Source organism: Duganella fentianensis, from assembly GCF_009857835.1.
In the GTDB taxonomy this organism is placed as follows: domain Bacteria; phylum Pseudomonadota; class Gammaproteobacteria; order Burkholderiales; family Burkholderiaceae_D; genus Rugamonas; species Rugamonas fentianensis.
On record NZ_WWCL01000001.1, the window covers coordinates 1,350,876 to 1,367,668 of the forward strand.

Consider the following 16,793-nt stretch of genomic DNA (forward strand, 5'->3'; position numbering starts at 1 on the left):
CTGAATGCGGAGCGCTACTCAACATTCTTGATAACCATGCAAGTTAGGCAAATCATACTACGCCGCGTGACGAAAGGCACGATTTGACAAATAAATTAGCTTGTTTATTGGTCAAATAGCTTGACGTTTGTTGTTTCTTGTATGCCAATCTTTGATAAATGAAGGATTTTGTCGCTTTTTGCAGCAGCAGAGTTGGCGTGCGTCACCATAATCGCGCAAGCACCTGTGGCCTTGATCTCGCGCTGTAGCAGTTCGAGGATGCTGTGCGCCGTGTCCGGATCGAGGTTGCCGGTAGGTTCGTCCGCCAGCACCAGTGCCGGCCGGTGCACCAGTGCGCGGGCGATGGCTACGCGCTGCATCTCGCCGCCCGATAGCTGGTGCGGGAAGTCGTGATCGCGTCCGCCCAGTCCTACGGCGGCCAGCATGTCGCTGGCCGCCGCTGTGGGCAGGTCGTTCAGCAGCAGGGGCAGGGCCACGTTCTGCACCAGCGTCAGGTGGGGCAGTACGTGGAAGGCCTGAAAAATGAAGCCCATGCGCTGGCGCCGCAAACGGGTGGCGGCATCGTCATCGAGGCTGGCCAGCGCCACGCCATCGACCATGATGGCATCGGCAGGGCAGCTGGCATCGGGCGTATCGAGGCCGGCGATCAGATTCAGCAGGGTGGACTTGCCGACCCCGGAATCGCCCATGATGGCGACGAATTCGCCGGCCTTGAAGTGCCAGCTCACATCGTTCAGCACAGTGCGGCCATTGCCGTAGGTCTTACTCAGGTGACGCAGTTCTAGCATAGGGTTTTCAGCCTATCATCGGGTCAGGGCGCGGCGCAGGGCAAAGCTGACGCCATCGACCATGGCCACCAGCAGCAGCATGGCGAGGATGACGGTGGCGGCGGACTGCATCTGGAACAGCGACAGGTGGTATTTCAGCATCTGCCCCAGCCCGCCCGCACCGACCACGCCGAGGATGGCGGCGGCACGGATATTGTTCTCCCAGCGGTACAGGGTGTAGGACAGCATCTGCGGCAAGGTTTGCGGCAGGGTGGCATAGAAGAAGGCGGCGCTGGCGCTGGCGCCGTTGGTGCGCAGGGTCTGCTCCGGCAGGGGCGCGGCATTTTCCAGTGCATCGGCAAACAGCCGTCCCAGCACGCCGGCCGTGTGCGCGGCCAGTGCCAGCGTGCCGCCGAACGGCCCCAGACCGGCAGCGATCAGCAGGATGGCGGCCCACACCAGCTCCGGTATCGAGCGCAGGACATTGAGCATGGCGCGCATGGCCGCGCGGGCCGTGCGTCCCATGCGGCCGGAAGCGGGCAGCGAGAACAGCAGCGCGGCTGCCACGGCCAGCAGCGTGCCCAGTGCCGACATGGCCATGGTTTCGATGGCGGCCCAGCCGGTCTTGATCAGGAAGGGCGTGGCCAGTTCCGGCGGCGCAAAGCCGGCCAGCAGTTCCAGCACGCTGTGCACGGCATCCAGGGTAAAGAACTCGCGCCATTTGAGCGGCAGCGAGGTGAAGCTGGCGACGATTAGCAGCAGCACCAGCAGCATCAGGCTGATGACGGTCCAGTCGCGTGCTGGTGGCGGGGGCAGGCGGGATTTCATCCTAGTCGGCGGCGTAAGGTTTTGGAGAACAGGTCGGCCAGCGCCACCAGTGCCACGAACACCAGCAGCATGGAACTGACTTCAGCGCCGGCCAGCATCTTCATCGATTCGTCCATGCGCTGGCCCAGACCGCCGGCGCCGACAAAGCCCATCACCACCGAGCCGCGGATCGCGCACTCCCAGCGGTACACGGTGTAGGACATCAGTTCGGCCGCCGCTTCCGGCAGCGCGCCGTACAGCAGGGCGGCCAGCCGCCCGCTGCCATTGACCAGCAGGGCATGGCTGGCGCGTGCGTCCGACGATTCGAGTATCTCGGCGTACACCTTGCCCAGCATGCCGCAGTAAGTAAGGGCGATGGCCAGCACGCCGGCGGTGGGGCCGAGGCCGATGATGCGCACAAAGATCAGCGCCCACACCAGCTCCGGTACGCTGCGCAGCACCACCATTTTCCAGCGCACCAGCTGGCGCACGGCGCGCGCCAGCCCATGCATGCGGCCCGTACCCAGACGCGAAATGGACAGCTGTTCGTTGATGATGAGGGTGGCGGGAATGGCGCCTATCAGGGCCAGCGTCAGGCCGGCCGTGGCGATGGCCACGGTCTGCCAGGTCTGCTCGGCCAGCATCAGCAGGAATTCGCTGCCATGGGCCGGCACCAGAAAGTCGGCCAGAAAACGGCCGGTGGCGCTCAGGCTCTGCCAGTCCAGCAGCAGCCACGGTTTGAACTCCGTCACCACCAGCATGGGCCACAGCAGGATCAGCGCCACGGCGCTGGCGGCGAGGCGGCCGCGCCATGCGGGATCGGGATGGGTGCTGGTGAGCGTGCTGGTCATCGGGCGGGTTATCGGCGCAATCGGCGCTTTCGGTTAGTCTGCCGCTATGATAGCAAAGAACCCCGCGGCGCAGAGGCAGGCGCGCCGTGCCCGCCCCCGTGCCGCTGCGCGCGCAGCTACAGCGCTTTGAGGAAGGCGGCCAGATCGGCCGCCTCCTGCGCCGTGTAGCCGATATTGAAGCGGGTGTCGTAGAACTTCACCAGCTGTTCGATGCTGGCGGCCGAACCATCGTGGAAATAGGGCGAGCGTGATTCCAGTCCGCGCAGGCTAGGCACCTTGAAGCGGGCTATATCCTTCCATTTTCCGCTCAGCATGGCGGCGCCCGGGTCGCTCACGGCGATGGTCTCGCCGGTGGCACTGTTACGCAGGGTGTACAGCGGCAGGTCGGGCGTGCGCCGGCCGGCAGCGGCCACACCCGTGTTGAACATGCGCGCAACCGATTGCGAACCTATGCCCGGCGCATCGTGGCAGCTGGTGCAACTGCCCCGTGCCAGCGGACGGCGCAGTTCGTCATTGAAGCCGGCCACGCCGCTGATGTTGAAGCCCTTGTTGTTGAAGATCTGCTCGCCCCGGGCGATGGCGGCGCGCGCCACGTCGGTGGCGCTAGGGGGCACGGGCGGGCGGCCGCGCTGGGGCGCTGCCTGCGGCCGGTCCAGATTGCGCCATGCGCCGAACAGGGTGATCACGTCGCGGCTGAAGGGGACGCCAGTCTGGTAGTCGCCCGCATCGAGATCGTTGATGCCGAAGTAGTAGGCGGTGTGCGACAGTGCCAGCGGCCCGCCCAGCGCACCGGCCGCCGTCAGGCTGCCGGCGCTGGCAGAATTGATCTGGGCGGTGAACAGGGTCTGCTCGAAATCGACGATGGCGCGCTGCTGGGCGGCGCTCAGATCGCGCGCTGCTTCGGCGTGGCCGCGCACGGCGTCGTTGGCCTGATGTAGCAGGCTGCTGTCCATGCTGGCAAAGCACAGGGCCGGACGCACATTGCGCAGGCAGTTGGCGCCCGTGCCGGCGCTGGCCGTTTCGCGGCTATCCCACATCACGCTGCTGAGGAATTTCAGGTTGGTGCTGGGCAGCGGGCGGCGGAACAGCGACAGCTCGGCAGCGCTGGCATAGTGGTAGGGATCATCCACGCTGGCGAGAGTGAATTCGGCAGCGGCAGGCAGGGGCAGGCCTACCCGTATCAGGCCTTTGCCCAGCAACAGCGCGTAGGCCAGGCGTTTCTGTTCCAGCGTGGTGGTGGGCGCCAGTGGCGAGACGGCGCCATCGACACTGCGGAATACGGGATCGAGACCGGCGCTGCCATTGAAACGGGCGGTCAGCTTGTCCGGCCCTATGCTCCAGCCGTTGTCGGGCTGGTGGCAGCTGGCGCAGCTGCGGCCATTGCCCATGGCCTGAAAGAAGGGATTGCCGCTATCGATGCTGCCCGTGCTGCTGATGGTGAGCGCGCTGCCGGCTTCGTTGCTGACCGGCTGCAGGGGGTCGATGGCCAGCGAGGTAGCCAATGAGGTCGCCAGCGCGGTAGCCGCCGTGGTGGCACCTGCTGGTGCGGCACTGCTGCCGGCCGTGCTGGCACCCTGCAGCACGCGGGTGCTGGTGCTGGCCGTGTCGGAGCCGCCGCCGCAGGCGACCAGCAGGGTGGCGCCGAGCAGGCTGGCGGCCAGTGGTGCCAGAGGCAGTTGCTGAAGTTGGCGCATGGTGGTCCCCTTGTGGTTTTGTTGATGGCGCCAGCTTGGGCAGCAAATGTGCAGGAAAAATGCAGAAGGCATTTTCTGTTGCTCAAAAACACCATCCATGCAAGCAGGGCGGCTCATCCACATTTCATGCACATTCGGCAGGTATGATGGCAACACACCATGTGGTGCAACCGGAGTGACAGGAAACCCATGCTCAAACGATGGCGCTGGACGATCGCACGCAAGCTGGCGCTGGCCATCACGGCCATCGTGCTGCTGTGCCTGGGTACCATGGCATGGGTGACCAATCTGAGCCTGCAACGCGGCTTTGTGTCCTACCTTAACCAGCTGCAGACTCAGGATCTGGACCAGCTGCGCGTGCTGCTGGAGCAGCGCTACCGGCGCGAAGGCAATTTCGAATGGTTGCGCGGACGGCCGCGCGTGCTCGGTGATCTGGTGGCCGAAATGCAGCCGCAGCTGCAGGCCGATGCGGCTGATCCGCGGCCACCCCGTGGCCGGCCGGAAGGGCGGCGCGGCCCGCCCCCTGCCGATGGCCCGCCCGGCTACGGCCGGCCGGCGCCGCCACCGAGGCCGCGCGCCGACCCGCCGCCCAACCGGCATGATCCGGTGGGTTTTCTGTCGCGCATCTCCATCGTCGATGCGGATGGGCGTAATCTGATCGGGCCGCCCGATTTCCCGCCCGGCATAGAGCGCGATATCAAGGTAGACGGACAGGTGGTGGGGCGCATGCGGCTGCTGCCGCTGCGTCAGGCCAGCGGTAGCGACGCCAGCGCCGCCGGTTTTCTGCGCGACCAGCTGCGCAACATCGTGCTGCTGGCCTGCGCCTTGCTGGGTCTGGCCATCCTCGCCGCCATCTGGCTGGCACGCCACCTGCTGCGCCCTGTGGCCGCGCTGCGTGATGTGACGGCGCAGCTGGCACGGGGCGAATTTGCCGCCCGTGCACCGCTGCTGTCGCGCGATGAACTGGCCGAGCTGGCGCTGCACGTGAATGCCATGGCCGAAGCGCTGCAGGCCAGCGAACAGCAGCGCCGCCAGCAGCTGGCCGATGTGTCGCACGAACTGCGTACGCCGCTGTCGGTGATACGCGGCGAAATCGAAGCACTGCAGGACGGCATCCGTCAGGCCGATCCACAGGCACTGGCCTCGCTGCATGCGGAAGTGCTGCACCTGAACCAGCTGGTGGATGATCTGCACCAGCTCACCATGGCCGATGCGGGCGATCTGCAGTACGACTGGCAGGTGGTGGAACTGGCGCCGCTGCTGCAGCCGCTGCTGCTGCGTTACCAGTCGCGCGCGCGCGATCGCGGGCTGGATCTGAGCTGGCAGCTGGCGCCGCAACCGCTGCGCGTGCGCGCCGATGCGGGCCGGCTGACGCAGGTGCTGATCAACCTGCTGGAGAACAGCCTGCGCTACACCGATAGCGGCGGCCAGATCGTGCTGACGCTGCAGCTGCTGGGCGCGCAGGCCGAAATTACGCTGGAAGACACGGCACCCGGTGTGCCGGCCGGTGCCCTCGGGCAATTGTTCGAGCGGCTATACCGGGTGGATGCGGCGCGCACGCGCGAGCGCGGTGGCAGCGGGCTGGGGCTGGCGATCTGCCGCGCACTGGTACAGGCGCACGGCGGCGAGATTAGCGCCAGCGCTTCGGTGCTGGGCGGGGTGCGCATGCAGCTGCGCCTGCCGCTGTGCAAGGGCAGCTGACGTCAGGAGAACAGGGCAAATATGGAACAGCTGCAGCACATACTGATCGTGGAAGATGACAGCAAGATCGCGGCACTGCTGAACGACTATTTCGTTGCGGCCGGCTACCGCTGCAGCCATGTGGCGGACGGCCTCGCGGCTGTGGAGCTGGTACGCACTGGCGGCGTCGATCTGATGCTGCTCGACCTGATGCTGCCCGGGCTCGATGGCATAGGCGTGTGCCGTGCCGTGCGCGGATTTTCCCAGCTGCCCATCATCATGCTGACGGCGCGCGTAACGGAGCTGGACCGTCTGCTGGGGCTGGAAACGGGGGCGGACGATTATGTCTGCAAGCCTTTCAGTCCGCGCGAAGTGGTGGCGCGGGCACGCGTGCATCTGCGCCGCAGTGCGGCCATGCCGCTACCCATGCCGGCGCCGCAGGGTATGGCCACATCGGCAGCGGCAGGGCTGGTAGTACAGCGCGCGCAGATGCGCATCACGCTCGATGGTCAGGCGCTGGTTCTGACGCCGGTGGAATTCCGCCTGCTGGCCGAACTGATAGCCCAGCCCCAGCGCGTGTATTCGCGCCAGCAGCTGCTTGATCTATCACACGAAGATCAGCGCGATACCAGCGACCGTACGGTGGATTCGCATATCCGCAATCTGCGCCGCAAGCTGGGTGCCCGCGCCGAGTGCCTGCAATCGGTGTACGGCGTGGGCTACCGCTACGAGCCCGAGCGCTGCCACTAGCCTACAGGCAGGCGCCGGCGCCGGGGATTACGGCCAGCGGGTCGATGGCGATTTCCGCTGCCGGTGCGGCCGGCACTTCGCCCTGATACAGCGTGGCGATCATGGCTGGCGTGACCTGTTCGCGCGGCAGATCGAAGGCGATGCGGCCATCGCGCAGCGCGACGATGCGGGGGAAGTGGGCCAGTGCCAGCTCCACCTGATGCAGGCTGCAGATCAGGGTGGCATTGCGCTGGCGCGCTTCATCGCGCAGCGTATTGAGCGTAAGGCTGGACAGGGCCGGATCAAGTGCCGATAGCGGTTCGTCCACCAGCAGCGCCTGCGCCGGCGACAGCAGCAGGCGTGCCAGTGCACAGCGCTGGCGTTCGCCGCCGGACAGCCGGTCTACCCGCGAGTACAGCTTGTCGCCCAGATTGAAGCGCGACAGGGCTTGCCACGCCGCTTCCGGATCGGCCGGTTTGAACAGCGAAGCCAGCGCGCGCCACAAACTCCATTGCGGCAGACGGGCGGCCAGCACGGCCGTCACTACGCGCTGGCGCGGCGGCAGCGGCGGTGTTTGCGGTGCCAGAAACAGTTGCGCGCGCAGGCGGTGGCGTTCGCTGTGCGAGAGCTGCCACGGTGTCACGCCGAAGGCCTGCAAGCTGCCGCTGGCCGGCTGCTGGGCCAGTGCCAGCGTGGCCAGCAGCGTGGTTTTGCCCGCGCCCGAGGGACCGATCAGGGCGATCTGCTCGCCCTGCGCGATGCTCAGGTTCAGGCTATGCAGCGCGGCCTGCTGCGCTGCGCCGGGATGGCGCACCGTCAGCTCCTGCAGTTGGTAAGTCAGCATCGATTACTTCTTCAGCAGGCCGGCGTTCTGGGCTGCGGCTTCGATGGCAGTGTAGTTTTCAGCCTTGGTAGGAATGAATTTGGAGGCACGCTGCAGATCCATGATGACCTTGTCCTGCGGGTTTTTAGGGTCCAGTGCGAGGAATGCGTCGGTCAGCTTTTTCTTCAGATCGGCGTTCATGTCGGTGCGCACGCTCCAGTTGTAATCGTAGTAGCCGGGAGTGGTGTAGAACACCCGCACGACGGCCGGATCAACCTTCTTCTCGCCCACCAGTTTCTCCCACACGGAGATATTCAGTGCACCGGCATCGACCTTGCCGCCAGCAACGGCAGCCACGGTGGCGTCGTGCGCGCCGGAGAAGGCGATGCGTTTCAGGTCGGTATCGGGATTGATCTTGGCGGCCAGCAGGAAGGAGCGCGGCATCAGGTGGCCCGAGGTGGACGACTCGGAACCGAAGCTCAGGGTGCGGCCTTTCAGGTCTTCCAGCTTGTTGATGTCCTTGTTGGTGGTGATGAAGACGGAGCGGAATTTCTCGTCTTCGGCGCGCTGCACCAGCGGGGTAATCTGGTTCTTGCTGCGGTCCTTGGCCTGCACGAAGGTAAAGCCGCCGAACCAGACCATGTCCACTTTCTTGTTGATCAGAGCTTCCACCGAGGCAGCGTAGTCAGTCACCGGAGTGAATTCCACCTTCATGCCTATCTTCTTCTCCAGATACTCGCCCAGCGGCTTGAACTTGCGCTGCAATTCGGTCGGGGCTTCGTCAGGAATGGCCGAAACGCGGAAAACGTGGTCGGCCGACTGTGCCTGAGCAAAGGCGGTAGCTGCCAGCAGCGAAGCGGCAAACAGGGATTTGAGCGTGTTCAGAGGAGAGAACTTCATGGCGGTGACCTTATCCTTATGGTGGTTGATTACTGGTCTGGGTGGGACGCCGCACTGAAACAATGGCGTCACACGGGAAAATACGACTTCAGCTATCATAGCAAACATCGGCAGCCGGGATCATCACCTTGAAAGGGTTAGCAATGATGCAGATGACGGAAAGTTGCAGCACCCGGCCTACGGCCGCAGCACTTGGCGATACTTCCAGCAGTCCTTCCGCCAGCCCTTCCGGTAGTTCTCTCAGCAGTTTCCCTCCCATGCCCGCACTGGCCCGCAGCAGCGAGCCCGCTGTCGCGCAGGGCAGCTCTGCCGTGGTAGCGGAAATCGGCGCCGGCCTGCAGGCGCGCCGGCCCCATATCTCGCCCAAATACCTGTACGACACGCTGGGCTCGCGTCTGTTCGAGGCCATCTGCGAGCTCGATGAATACTATCCCACCCGTACCGAGGCGGCGATTTTTGCCCGCCATGGGGAAGAGATCGCCGCCTGCATAGGGCAGGGCGTCAGCCTGATCGATCTCGGGGCCGGCAACTGTGCCAAAGCGGCCAGCCTGTTCCCCCTGCTGCGGCCGCGCCAGTATGTGCCGCTCGATATCTCGGCCGAGTTTCTGGGCGAAGCCGTGGCCGGGCTGCAGCAGCGTTTTCCCGCCATCGCCATGACGCCACTGGGGGTGGATTTTTCCGCCGGCTTCCAGCTGCCCGAGCATGTCAGCCAGACGCGCCGGGTGTTCTTCTATCCCGGTTCCTCGATCGGTAATTTCTCGCCGCCCCAGGCGGTTGGCCTGCTGCGCAATCTGCGCGACAATCTGGGCGCCGATGGCGGCCTGCTGATAGGCATAGATCTGGTCAAGCAAAGCAGTGTGCTCGATGCTGCCTACAACGACGCGCTGGGCGTGACGGCAGCCTTCAATCTGAACCTGCTGCGCCATGTGAACCGTCTGGCCGGCGCCAATTTCGATCTGCGCCAGTGGCAGCACTGCGCCTATTTCGACGAAGCGGCCAGCCGTATCGAAATGCATCTGCAGGCGCAGTGCGATGTCACGGTGCGCTGGCAGGACGGGGTGCGCCAGTTTGCCCGCGGTGACCGTATCCATACGGAAGACAGCTACAAGTACACGCGCAGCGGCTTCCGCCAGTTGCTGGAAAGCGCAGGCTTCGAAGCGGTGCAGTACTGGACCGACCCGGCCAACTGGTTCGCGGTGCTGTATGCGCGCGCGGTGACGCGGTGAACCAGCTGTCCGAACACTACCGGCAGGTGCGGCGCCACACGCTGGCGCTGGCCGAACCCCTGTCCGACGAGGATTGCGGCGCCCAGTCCATGACCGACGCCAGCCCCGTGAAATGGCATCTGGCCCATACCACGTGGTTCTTCGAGACTTTTATTCTGGAGCGGCTGGAGCAGGATTTCGTGCCCTTCCACACGGCCTTCCGCGTGCTGTTCAATTCCTATTACAACGGCATAGGCGAAAAACACCCGCGCGCCCAGCGTGGCTTGCTGACCCGGCCTTCCATGGCGGAAGTGCGAGCCTACCGCAGCAATGTCGATGCGCGCATGGCCAGTCTGCTGGCAGCCGCCAGTGGGCACGACGGTGCGGGCCTGCAGGCCGGGCTGGCGTCACTGCTTACGCTGGGCTTGCAGCACGAGCAGCAGCATCAGGAACTGCTGCTCACCGACGTCAAGCATCTGCTGGCGCAGAACCCGCTGCTGCCGGCCTATCTGGCCCAGCCGCTGCTGCCGCCTCCTGCTGCGCCGGCGCTGGAATGGCGGTTGTTCGAAGGCGGGCTGTGCGAAATCGGCTATCAGGGCGCGGGCTTCTGTTTCGATAACGAACTGCCGCGTCACCGCCAGTATCTGGCGCCGTTCGAGCTGGCGACGCGGCTGGTCAGCAATGGCGAGTATCTGGCTTTTATCGAAGCGGGCGGCTACCGCGATGCCGGCCTGTGGCTGGCCGAAGGCTGGGACTGGGTGCGCAGCCAGCAGCTGGCGGCACCGCTGTACTGGCGTCAGGACGGGCAGGGACAGTGGCACGAGTTCACGCTGTATGGCGAACAGCCGCTGGTGGCGGCACGGCCAGCCTGCCACCTGTCGCTGTTCGAAGCCGATGCCTATGCGCGCTGGGCCGGTGCGCGCCTGCCTACGGAAGCCGAGTGGGAATATGCCGCGCAGCACGCCGGCGTGGCCGAGCCGTTGCAGGCCATGGCACTGCATCCGCGTTCGGCTGGCGAGGGCGGTGATCGTGGCAGTCTGCTGCAAATGCTGGGGCAGGGCTGGCAATGGACCAGCAGCAGTTATGCCGGCTATCCCGGCTTCCGTACGGCCGCCGGTGCGCTGGGCGAATACAACGGTAAATTCATGCTCAACCAGTATGTGCTGCGCGGTTCGTCGTGCGCTACGCCGGCCGGGCACGGGCGTATCAGCTACCGCAATTTCTTCCCCGCTGGCGCGCGCTGGCAATTTACTGCCATACGGCTGGCGCGCCAGAGTAGTGTCGCTGCCTAGGCCGCAGGCCATCAGGCGGCACGCTTCAGGCGGAAATGCGGAACTGGCTGACCATCTGGCTTAGTTCATCGGCCTGATCCTGCATGGCCGCTGCCGCAGCGGCAGCCTGTTCCACCAGCGCGGCATTCTGCTGGGTGACTTCATCCATCTGGCTGATGGCGATGTTGATCTGTTCGATGCCGCCTAGCTGCTCCGTATCGGCACGGGTGATATCGCCCACGATGGAGGTCACGCGGCGTATGCTTTCCTGCACCTCGTTCATGGTGCTGCCGGCCAGTTCCACCTGCCTGGCGCCGGCCGAAACCTTGTCCACCGAATCGTCGATCAGTTCCTTGATCTCTTTGGCGGCGGCCGCCGAGCGCTGCGCCAGATTGCGCACTTCCGTCGCCACCACGGCAAAGCCGCGCCCCTGTTCGCCGGCCCGTGCGGCTTCCACGGCAGCATTCAGCGCCAGAATATTGGTCTGGAAGGCGATGCCGTCGATGACGGCAATGATGTCGACGATTTTGCGCGAGGAATCGTTAATCGAGTTCATGGTGCCGACCACCTGACCCACTACTTCGCCGCCACGGCGCGCCACTTCGTTGGCGGCGCGCGCCAGTTCATTGGCTTCGATGGCGTGGCCGGCGTTGTGCTTGACGGTGCTGGTCAGTTCTTCCATCGAGGCTGCCGTCTCTTCCAGCGAGCTGGCCTGTTCTTCCGTGCGCGAGGACAGGTCCATATTGCCGCTGGCGATTTCGCTCGAGGCCGTGCGGATGGCCGTGGTGCCGCCCCGTACCCGGCCGACGATGTCGGACAGGTTGTCCGTCATCTGGCGCAGGGCTGTCAGCAGCTGGCCCATTTCATCGGTATGCTCGTGGCTGATGTGACAGGTCAGATCGCCTTTGGCGACAGCCTCCGCTGCGGCCACGGCCACGGCAATCGGTGTGGTGATCGAGCGCGTCACGCGCCACGCGGCAAAGGCGCCGAAGGCCATGGCGGCCAGCCCGACCCAGATCATCAGATGGCTGGCGATGCTGATGTGCTGCTTGATTTCCGCGCCATGGTCGGTCACCAGCGCGCGCTGGCGGTCGTTCAGCCGGCGTATGGTTTCCTGTAGCAGGGTCAGTTTGGGCAGCATGTCGGCGCGCAGGGCCGTCTGGGCCGCCTCGCGCTGGCCGGAACCCAGCAGCTTGCCTACCTGCGAGAACGAGGCCACATAGGCTTTGCGCTGTTCGCGTACTTCCTGCAGCAATGCTTTGCCTTCGGCGCGCATCACCAGCTGATCCAGGGTTTCCAGCGCGGCCGTGATGGCTTTCTTGTTGGCGTCGATTTCCTTGTAGATGGCAGCAATGCGGCCGGGGTCTTCCGTGGTGAAGAGTTCCAGCGTCAGCGCCGAATTGGCCCGTGTGGTGCTGCTGACCAGTGCGGCCGCATCGGCCTTGATCCAGTCCTGATCGATGATGGTGCTGCTCAGCGTGCCAATGCCGTTGAGCTTCTGCAGGCTGACGCCGATCACGATAGCCATGAGTAGTAACACTGCGCCGAAGGCAGCGCCCAGACGCGCGCCGATTTTCAGGTTGGAGATGAACATGGTGACACTCCTTGGCGGGTGGATTTCAATTGAGTATAGCCACATCGCCACGGCGAAGAATTTAGCGCGTTGCAACGCAACAACGAAAAAGCCGCGTATTTCTACGCGGCTTTTCATTATTTATTTACTATTTATTTGATAGCTTCAAGCAGGTGCAGTAGTCTTGCCTTCAGGTATGGTTTCATCGCGTTTGAGCTGGCGGTTGACAGCGCTCAGCACGGCTTTGAAGGAGGCCGTGACGATGTTGCTGTCGATGGCGGCGCCGAACAGGGTAGGGCCGTTGGCCAGGCGCAGTTCCACGTAGCAGGCGGCCTTGGCATTGGCGCCCGAACCGATGGAATGCTCGTGGTAGTCCATCAGCTTGATGTCCAGTCCCAGTGCATTGACGAAGGCATCGATAGGACCGTTGCCGCCGCCTTGCAGCGCCAGTGGCGTGTGCTGGTGCAGCAGAGCGATATCGATCTGTACCGGCTCGTCGCTGGTGGTGTCCTCGGTCAGCTTGTGGGCGCTGTAGGCATACGGCGTCACCGGCTCGAAATACTCTTTGCTGAAGATGTCGTAAATGCCCTGTGCCGTGATTTCGAGGCCGGTGGCATCGGCCACGGCCTGCACGGCGCGGCTGAATTCGATCTGCAGGCGGCGTGGCAGCACCAGACCGTAATCCTGCTCGAGCAAGTAAGCCATGCCGCCTTTGCCGGACTGGCTGTTGACGCGAATCACGGCGTCATAGCTGCGGCCCAGATCCTGCGGGTCGATAGGCAGATAGGGGATCTCCCACAGCGCGCCTTCCTGCTGCTGGGCGAAACCTTTCTTGATGGCGTCCTGGTGCGAGCCGGAGAAGGCCGTGAACACCAGATCGCCCACATACGGATGGCGCGGATGCACGGGCAGCTGGTTGCATTCTTCCACTACCTTGCGCACTTCGTCGATGTCGGAGAAATCCAGCCCCGGATGCACGCCCTGGGTGTACAGATTGAGTGCCAGCGTGACCAGATCGACGTTGCCGGTGCGTTCGCCGTTGCCGAACAGGCAGCCTTCGACGCGGTCGGCACCGGCCATTACGGCCAGTTCGGCCGAAGCCACGGCAGTACCGCGGTCATTATGCGGGTGCACGCTGATGATCAGCGAATCGCGCCGTGCCAGCTTGCGCGACATCCATTCGATCTGGTCGGCATACACATTCGGCGTGCTGCATTCCACTGTCGATGGCAGGTTGATGATCATTTTCTTCTGCGGGGTCGGTTCCCAGATGGCCGTGACGGCGTCGCAGATATGCTTGGAGAAATCCAGTTCCGTGGTGGAGAAGGATTCCGGCGTGTATTCGAAGCCCCAGTCAGTCTGCGGATACTGTTTGACCAGTTCCTTGACCAGTTTGGTGCCGGTGGTGGCGATGCTGGTGATCTGTTCGCGCGACATGCCGAACACCACTTTGCGGAACACTGGCGCCACCGAGTTATACAGGTGGACGATGGCGCGCCTGGCGCCCACGGCCGATTCCACCGTGCGGCGTATCAGTTCTTCGCGCGACTGGGTCAGCACGATGATGGTGACGTCTTCAGGGATGCGGTCTTCCTCGATCAGCATGCGCACGAAGTCGAAGTCGGTCTGCGATGCGGACGGGAAGCCGACTTCGATTTCCTTCAGGCCGATTTTCACCAGCAGCTCGAAGAAACGCAGCTTTTTCTCGGTGCTCATAGGCTCGATCAGCGCCTGATTGCCATCGCGCAGATCGGTGCTCATCCAGATAGGCGGACGGCTGATGATCTGGTTAGGCCACTGGCGGTCGGTCAATTGAACGGCGGGGAAGGCGCGGTATTTCGCTGCCGGGTTTTGCAACATCATGGGGTGCTCCTGAGTCTTGAAAAGAAAAGTGCTGGATGCCGGCCTGGGCTGGCGCTCTGCTGTGGCAACTGGCTGCCGGGCGGCCACGGGACACTAGGCCAGGCAACCGATCGGTAGCATTAGCAGTAGCGGCAGAGCGCATGCGTGCGCAGGCAGCGCGCGGTATGCGGCAGCGCAGGCGCTGGTGCAAACGCGGGTGCAATCGCTGGTGCAAAGTGCAGCATGGGTAGCCGGGTGGAGCATCGGTGCAAACTTTCCTGGGTTTTTGAAGACTGGAGGGGCTTGTGGCCGCCGCCGGGGGTACAGCTGGAACGCGATTTAGGCGCGTGCTAGGAGACGCGCTGCTAGCGATAGGGCGCTGGCAGGCGATAGCAGGAAAGCGGATAGGTGCAGATGCGAGGTCATGGCCTTAAATGTACGAGAAAGCCGGCGCAGATGTCAAGCAAAATTGCTTGAAGGATCATGGGAGTCTGGTATCGTGATGTTTTTTACTGAGTTCTGCCATGTTGATCTTCCGCCAGCTATACGATGCCGCTTCCTCGACCTACACCTATCTGCTGGGTGACCGCGCCAGCGGCGAAGCACTGCTGATCGACCCCGTGTACGAGCAGGTGCCGCGCGATCTGGCACTGCTGGCGGAGCTGGGCCTGCGGCTGGTAGCCACGCTCGATACCCACGTCCATGCCGACCACGTAACGGGTGCATGGCGCCTGAGCCAGCGCTGCGGTAGCCGCATTGCACTGGCGGCGGTGGCCGGTGCGCACGGTGTGCAGCGCGCCCTCAAGCACATGGACATCGTGACTTTCGGCAGCCGCCATGTGGCCGTGCGCGCCACGCCCGGCCATACCAATGGCTGCCTGACCTTTGTGCTGGATGACCAGACCATGGCTTTCACGGGCGACTGTCTGCTGATCCGTGGCTGTGGCCGTACCGATTTCCAGCAGGGCAGCCCGCGCCATCTGTTTGCTTCCGTGCGCGGCCAGATCCTGACTTTGCCCGACGACTGCCTGCTGTATCCGGGCCACGATTACCGCGGCATCACCGTCACCACGGTGGCGGAAGAACGGCGCTACAACCCGCGTCTGGGCGGCGACGTGGATGTGGGCGATTTCACCGGCTATATGGACAACCTGCATCTGCCCCATCCCAAACAGATGGCGGTGGCCGTGCCGGCCAATCTGCGCTGCGGCCAGCCGGAAGGCACGGCGCCGCCCATGGATAATCCGGACTGGGCGCCGTTGACGCTGCGCTTTAGCGGGGTGTGGGAAATCGAACCCATGGCCTTGCTGGAACTGGGCGATCGCGTGCAGATCGTCGATGTGCGCGAACAGGCCGAGTTCATCGACCAGCTAGGCCATCTGCAGGGTGCCAAGCTGGTGCCGCTGTCGCAGCTGACCGAACGGATGGATGAATTCGACCGCAACCGTCCGCTGGTGGTGGTGTGCCGCTCGGGCGTGCGCTCGGCGCAGGCCAGCGTGCTGCTGGCCAAGGCCGGCTTCACGCAAGTGGCCAATCTGGCCGGCGGCATGCTGCGCTGGCGTGGCGAAGCGCTGCCGGTGGACAGCGCAGCGGAATAAAATTATCCGGCGACTACCACGCGCGCTGCACCGGCCTGCATCTGGCCGATTACGCTGGCGTGTTCGAAGCCTTCGCGCCGGAACAGGGCCAGTACCTGATCCACGCTGGCCGGATCGCACGAGACCAGCAGGCCGCCCGAAGTCTGCGGGTCGGTCAGCAGCATGTGCTGGGCCTGAGTGATGCCGGGGGCCAGCTGCACATCCTTGCCATAGCCTTCCCAGTTGCGCCCCGATGCGCCGGTAAAGTAGCCATCGTGCGCCAGCTGTTCCACGCCCGGCAGCAGCGGGATATCGGCCATCTTCAGCTGCGCTTCGAGTCCGGCGCCACGGGCCAGTTCCAGCAGGTGGCCCAGCAGGCCGAAGCCCGTTACGTCCGTCATGGCGTGCACGCCGGCCAGTTCGGACAGTGCCTTGCCCGGCTTATTCAGCTTGGTGGTGTTGGCGATCATGGCCTGATAGCCGGCTGCATCGAGCTGGCCTTTTTTCAGCGCCGCCGACAGCACGCCCACGCCTAGCGGTTTGCCCAGTATCAGTACGTCGCCGGCCTTGGCATCGGCATTGCGCTTGACGCGCGACGGGTGCACCAGCCCCATCACCACCAGCCCGTAGATAGGCTCGACCGAATCGATGGTATGGCCGCCGGCGATGGGTATGCCCGCTTCGGCGCAAATCGATTCGCCGCCCTTGATAATCTGGCCTATGGTGTCGATCGGCAGTTTATTTATAGGCATGCCCACCAGTGCCAGCGCCATGATGGGCGTGCCGCCCATGGCGTACACGTCGGAGATGGCATTGGTGGCGGCTATCCGGCCGAAGTCGTAGGGATCGTCGACGATGGGCATGAAGAAATCGGTGGTAGCGATCAGCGCCTGTTCGTCATTGAGCTGATAGACAGCCGCATCGTCCGAGGTTTCTATCCCCACCAGCAGTTCTTTCGGTACGGGGAAGCCGCTGGAATTTTTCAATATCTGGGACAGGACGCCGGGCGCGATCTTGCAGCCGCAGCCGCCGCCGTGCGAGAACGAAGTCAGGCGGATAGGTTCATTGCTCATG

Annotated in this window: 14 protein-coding genes; 5 read left to right on the forward strand and 9 right to left on the reverse strand. The window is 64.1% G+C overall.

Annotated features, from left to right (window positions below):
• Positions 1 to 104: 104 nt before the first annotated feature.
• The 4 genes from GTP23_RS05870 to GTP23_RS05885 form a co-directional block, all read right to left on the reverse strand.
• Positions 105 to 788 carry an ABC transporter ATP-binding protein gene (locus GTP23_RS05870; RefSeq protein WP_161034246.1) on the reverse strand — a complete coding sequence of 228 codons (684 nt, stop codon included), beginning with the start codon at positions 786 to 788 and terminating at the stop codon, positions 105 to 107.
• Between the two features lie 15 nt (positions 789 to 803).
• On the reverse strand, positions 804 to 1,595 hold the full coding sequence (gene phnE, locus GTP23_RS05875; RefSeq protein WP_161034247.1) for a phosphonate ABC transporter, permease protein PhnE: 792 nt from the start codon (positions 1,593 to 1,595) through the stop codon (positions 804 to 806).
• Complete coding sequence (locus GTP23_RS05880) at positions 1,592 to 2,425, reverse strand: PhnE/PtxC family ABC transporter permease (RefSeq protein ID WP_161034248.1); 834 nt, start codon at positions 2,423 to 2,425, stop codon at positions 1,592 to 1,594. Before GTP23_RS05880 ends, phnE begins: the two co-directional genes overlap by 4 nt.
• A 116-nt stretch (positions 2,426 to 2,541) precedes the next feature.
• On the reverse strand, positions 2,542 to 4,119 hold the full coding sequence (locus GTP23_RS05885) for a cytochrome C (protein ID WP_161034249.1): 1,578 nt from the start codon (positions 4,117 to 4,119) through the stop codon (positions 2,542 to 2,544).
• A 189-nt stretch (positions 4,120 to 4,308) separates the two neighbouring features.
• Between GTP23_RS05885 and GTP23_RS05890 the strand changes: the two genes are divergently transcribed.
• Positions 4,309 to 5,820, forward strand: a complete 1,512-nt coding sequence (locus GTP23_RS05890; protein WP_161034250.1) for an ATP-binding protein — start codon at positions 4,309 to 4,311, stop codon at positions 5,818 to 5,820.
• 21 nt (positions 5,821 to 5,841) lie between these two features.
• Positions 5,842 to 6,549: a response regulator gene (locus GTP23_RS05895; RefSeq protein WP_202411929.1), complete on the forward strand. Its 708-nt coding sequence runs from the start codon at positions 5,842 to 5,844 to the stop codon at positions 6,547 to 6,549.
• Position 6,550: 1 nt separating this feature from the next.
• Here the strand turns inward: GTP23_RS05895 and GTP23_RS05900 are convergent, their stop codons facing one another.
• Together GTP23_RS05900 and GTP23_RS05905 are read right to left on the reverse strand one after the other, a co-directional pair.
• Entirely contained in the window at positions 6,551 to 7,372 is an 822-nt protein-coding gene (locus tag GTP23_RS05900) for a phosphonate ABC transporter ATP-binding protein (protein ID WP_161034251.1), read from the reverse strand.
• Between the two features lie 3 nt (positions 7,373 to 7,375).
• Positions 7,376 to 8,251, reverse strand: a complete 876-nt coding sequence (locus tag GTP23_RS05905; RefSeq protein ID WP_155433611.1) for a putative selenate ABC transporter substrate-binding protein — start codon at positions 8,249 to 8,251, stop codon at positions 7,376 to 7,378.
• Between the two features lie 257 nt (positions 8,252 to 8,508).
• Between GTP23_RS05905 and egtD the strand changes: the two genes are divergently transcribed.
• Both egtD and egtB read left to right on the forward strand, forming a co-directional pair.
• Complete coding sequence (gene egtD, locus GTP23_RS05910; protein ID WP_161034252.1) at positions 8,509 to 9,477, forward strand: L-histidine N(alpha)-methyltransferase; 969 nt, start codon at positions 8,509 to 8,511, stop codon at positions 9,475 to 9,477.
• Entirely contained in the window at positions 9,474 to 10,748 is a 1,275-nt protein-coding gene (egtB, locus tag GTP23_RS05915; RefSeq protein ID WP_371866826.1) for an ergothioneine biosynthesis protein EgtB, read from the forward strand. Before egtD ends, egtB begins: the two co-directional genes overlap by 4 nt.
• A 25-nt stretch (positions 10,749 to 10,773) precedes the next feature.
• Here egtB and GTP23_RS05920 read toward each other — a convergent pair whose 3' ends face one another.
• Together GTP23_RS05920 and leuA are read right to left on the reverse strand one after the other, a co-directional pair.
• A complete protein-coding gene (locus GTP23_RS05920; protein WP_161034253.1) occupies positions 10,774 to 12,321 on the reverse strand; it encodes a methyl-accepting chemotaxis protein in 1,548 nt (515 codons plus the stop codon).
• Between the two features lie 144 nt (positions 12,322 to 12,465).
• Positions 12,466 to 14,163 (reverse strand): 2-isopropylmalate synthase, encoded by a 1,698-nt coding sequence (leuA, locus tag GTP23_RS05925; RefSeq protein WP_161034254.1) that lies wholly within the window; start codon positions 14,161 to 14,163, stop codon positions 12,466 to 12,468.
• 506 nt (positions 14,164 to 14,669) lie between these two features.
• Between leuA and GTP23_RS05930 the strand changes: the two genes are divergently transcribed.
• Positions 14,670 to 15,740 carry a rhodanese-like domain-containing protein gene (locus GTP23_RS05930; protein ID WP_161034656.1) on the forward strand — a complete coding sequence of 357 codons (1,071 nt, stop codon included), beginning with the start codon at positions 14,670 to 14,672 and terminating at the stop codon, positions 15,738 to 15,740.
• Positions 15,741 to 15,742: 2 nt separating this feature from the next.
• Here the strand turns inward: GTP23_RS05930 and selD are convergent, their stop codons facing one another.
• Entirely contained in the window at positions 15,743 to 16,792 is a 1,050-nt protein-coding gene (gene selD / locus GTP23_RS05935) for a selenide, water dikinase SelD (protein WP_161034255.1), read from the reverse strand.
• Between the last annotated feature and the right edge of the window lies 1 nt (position 16,793).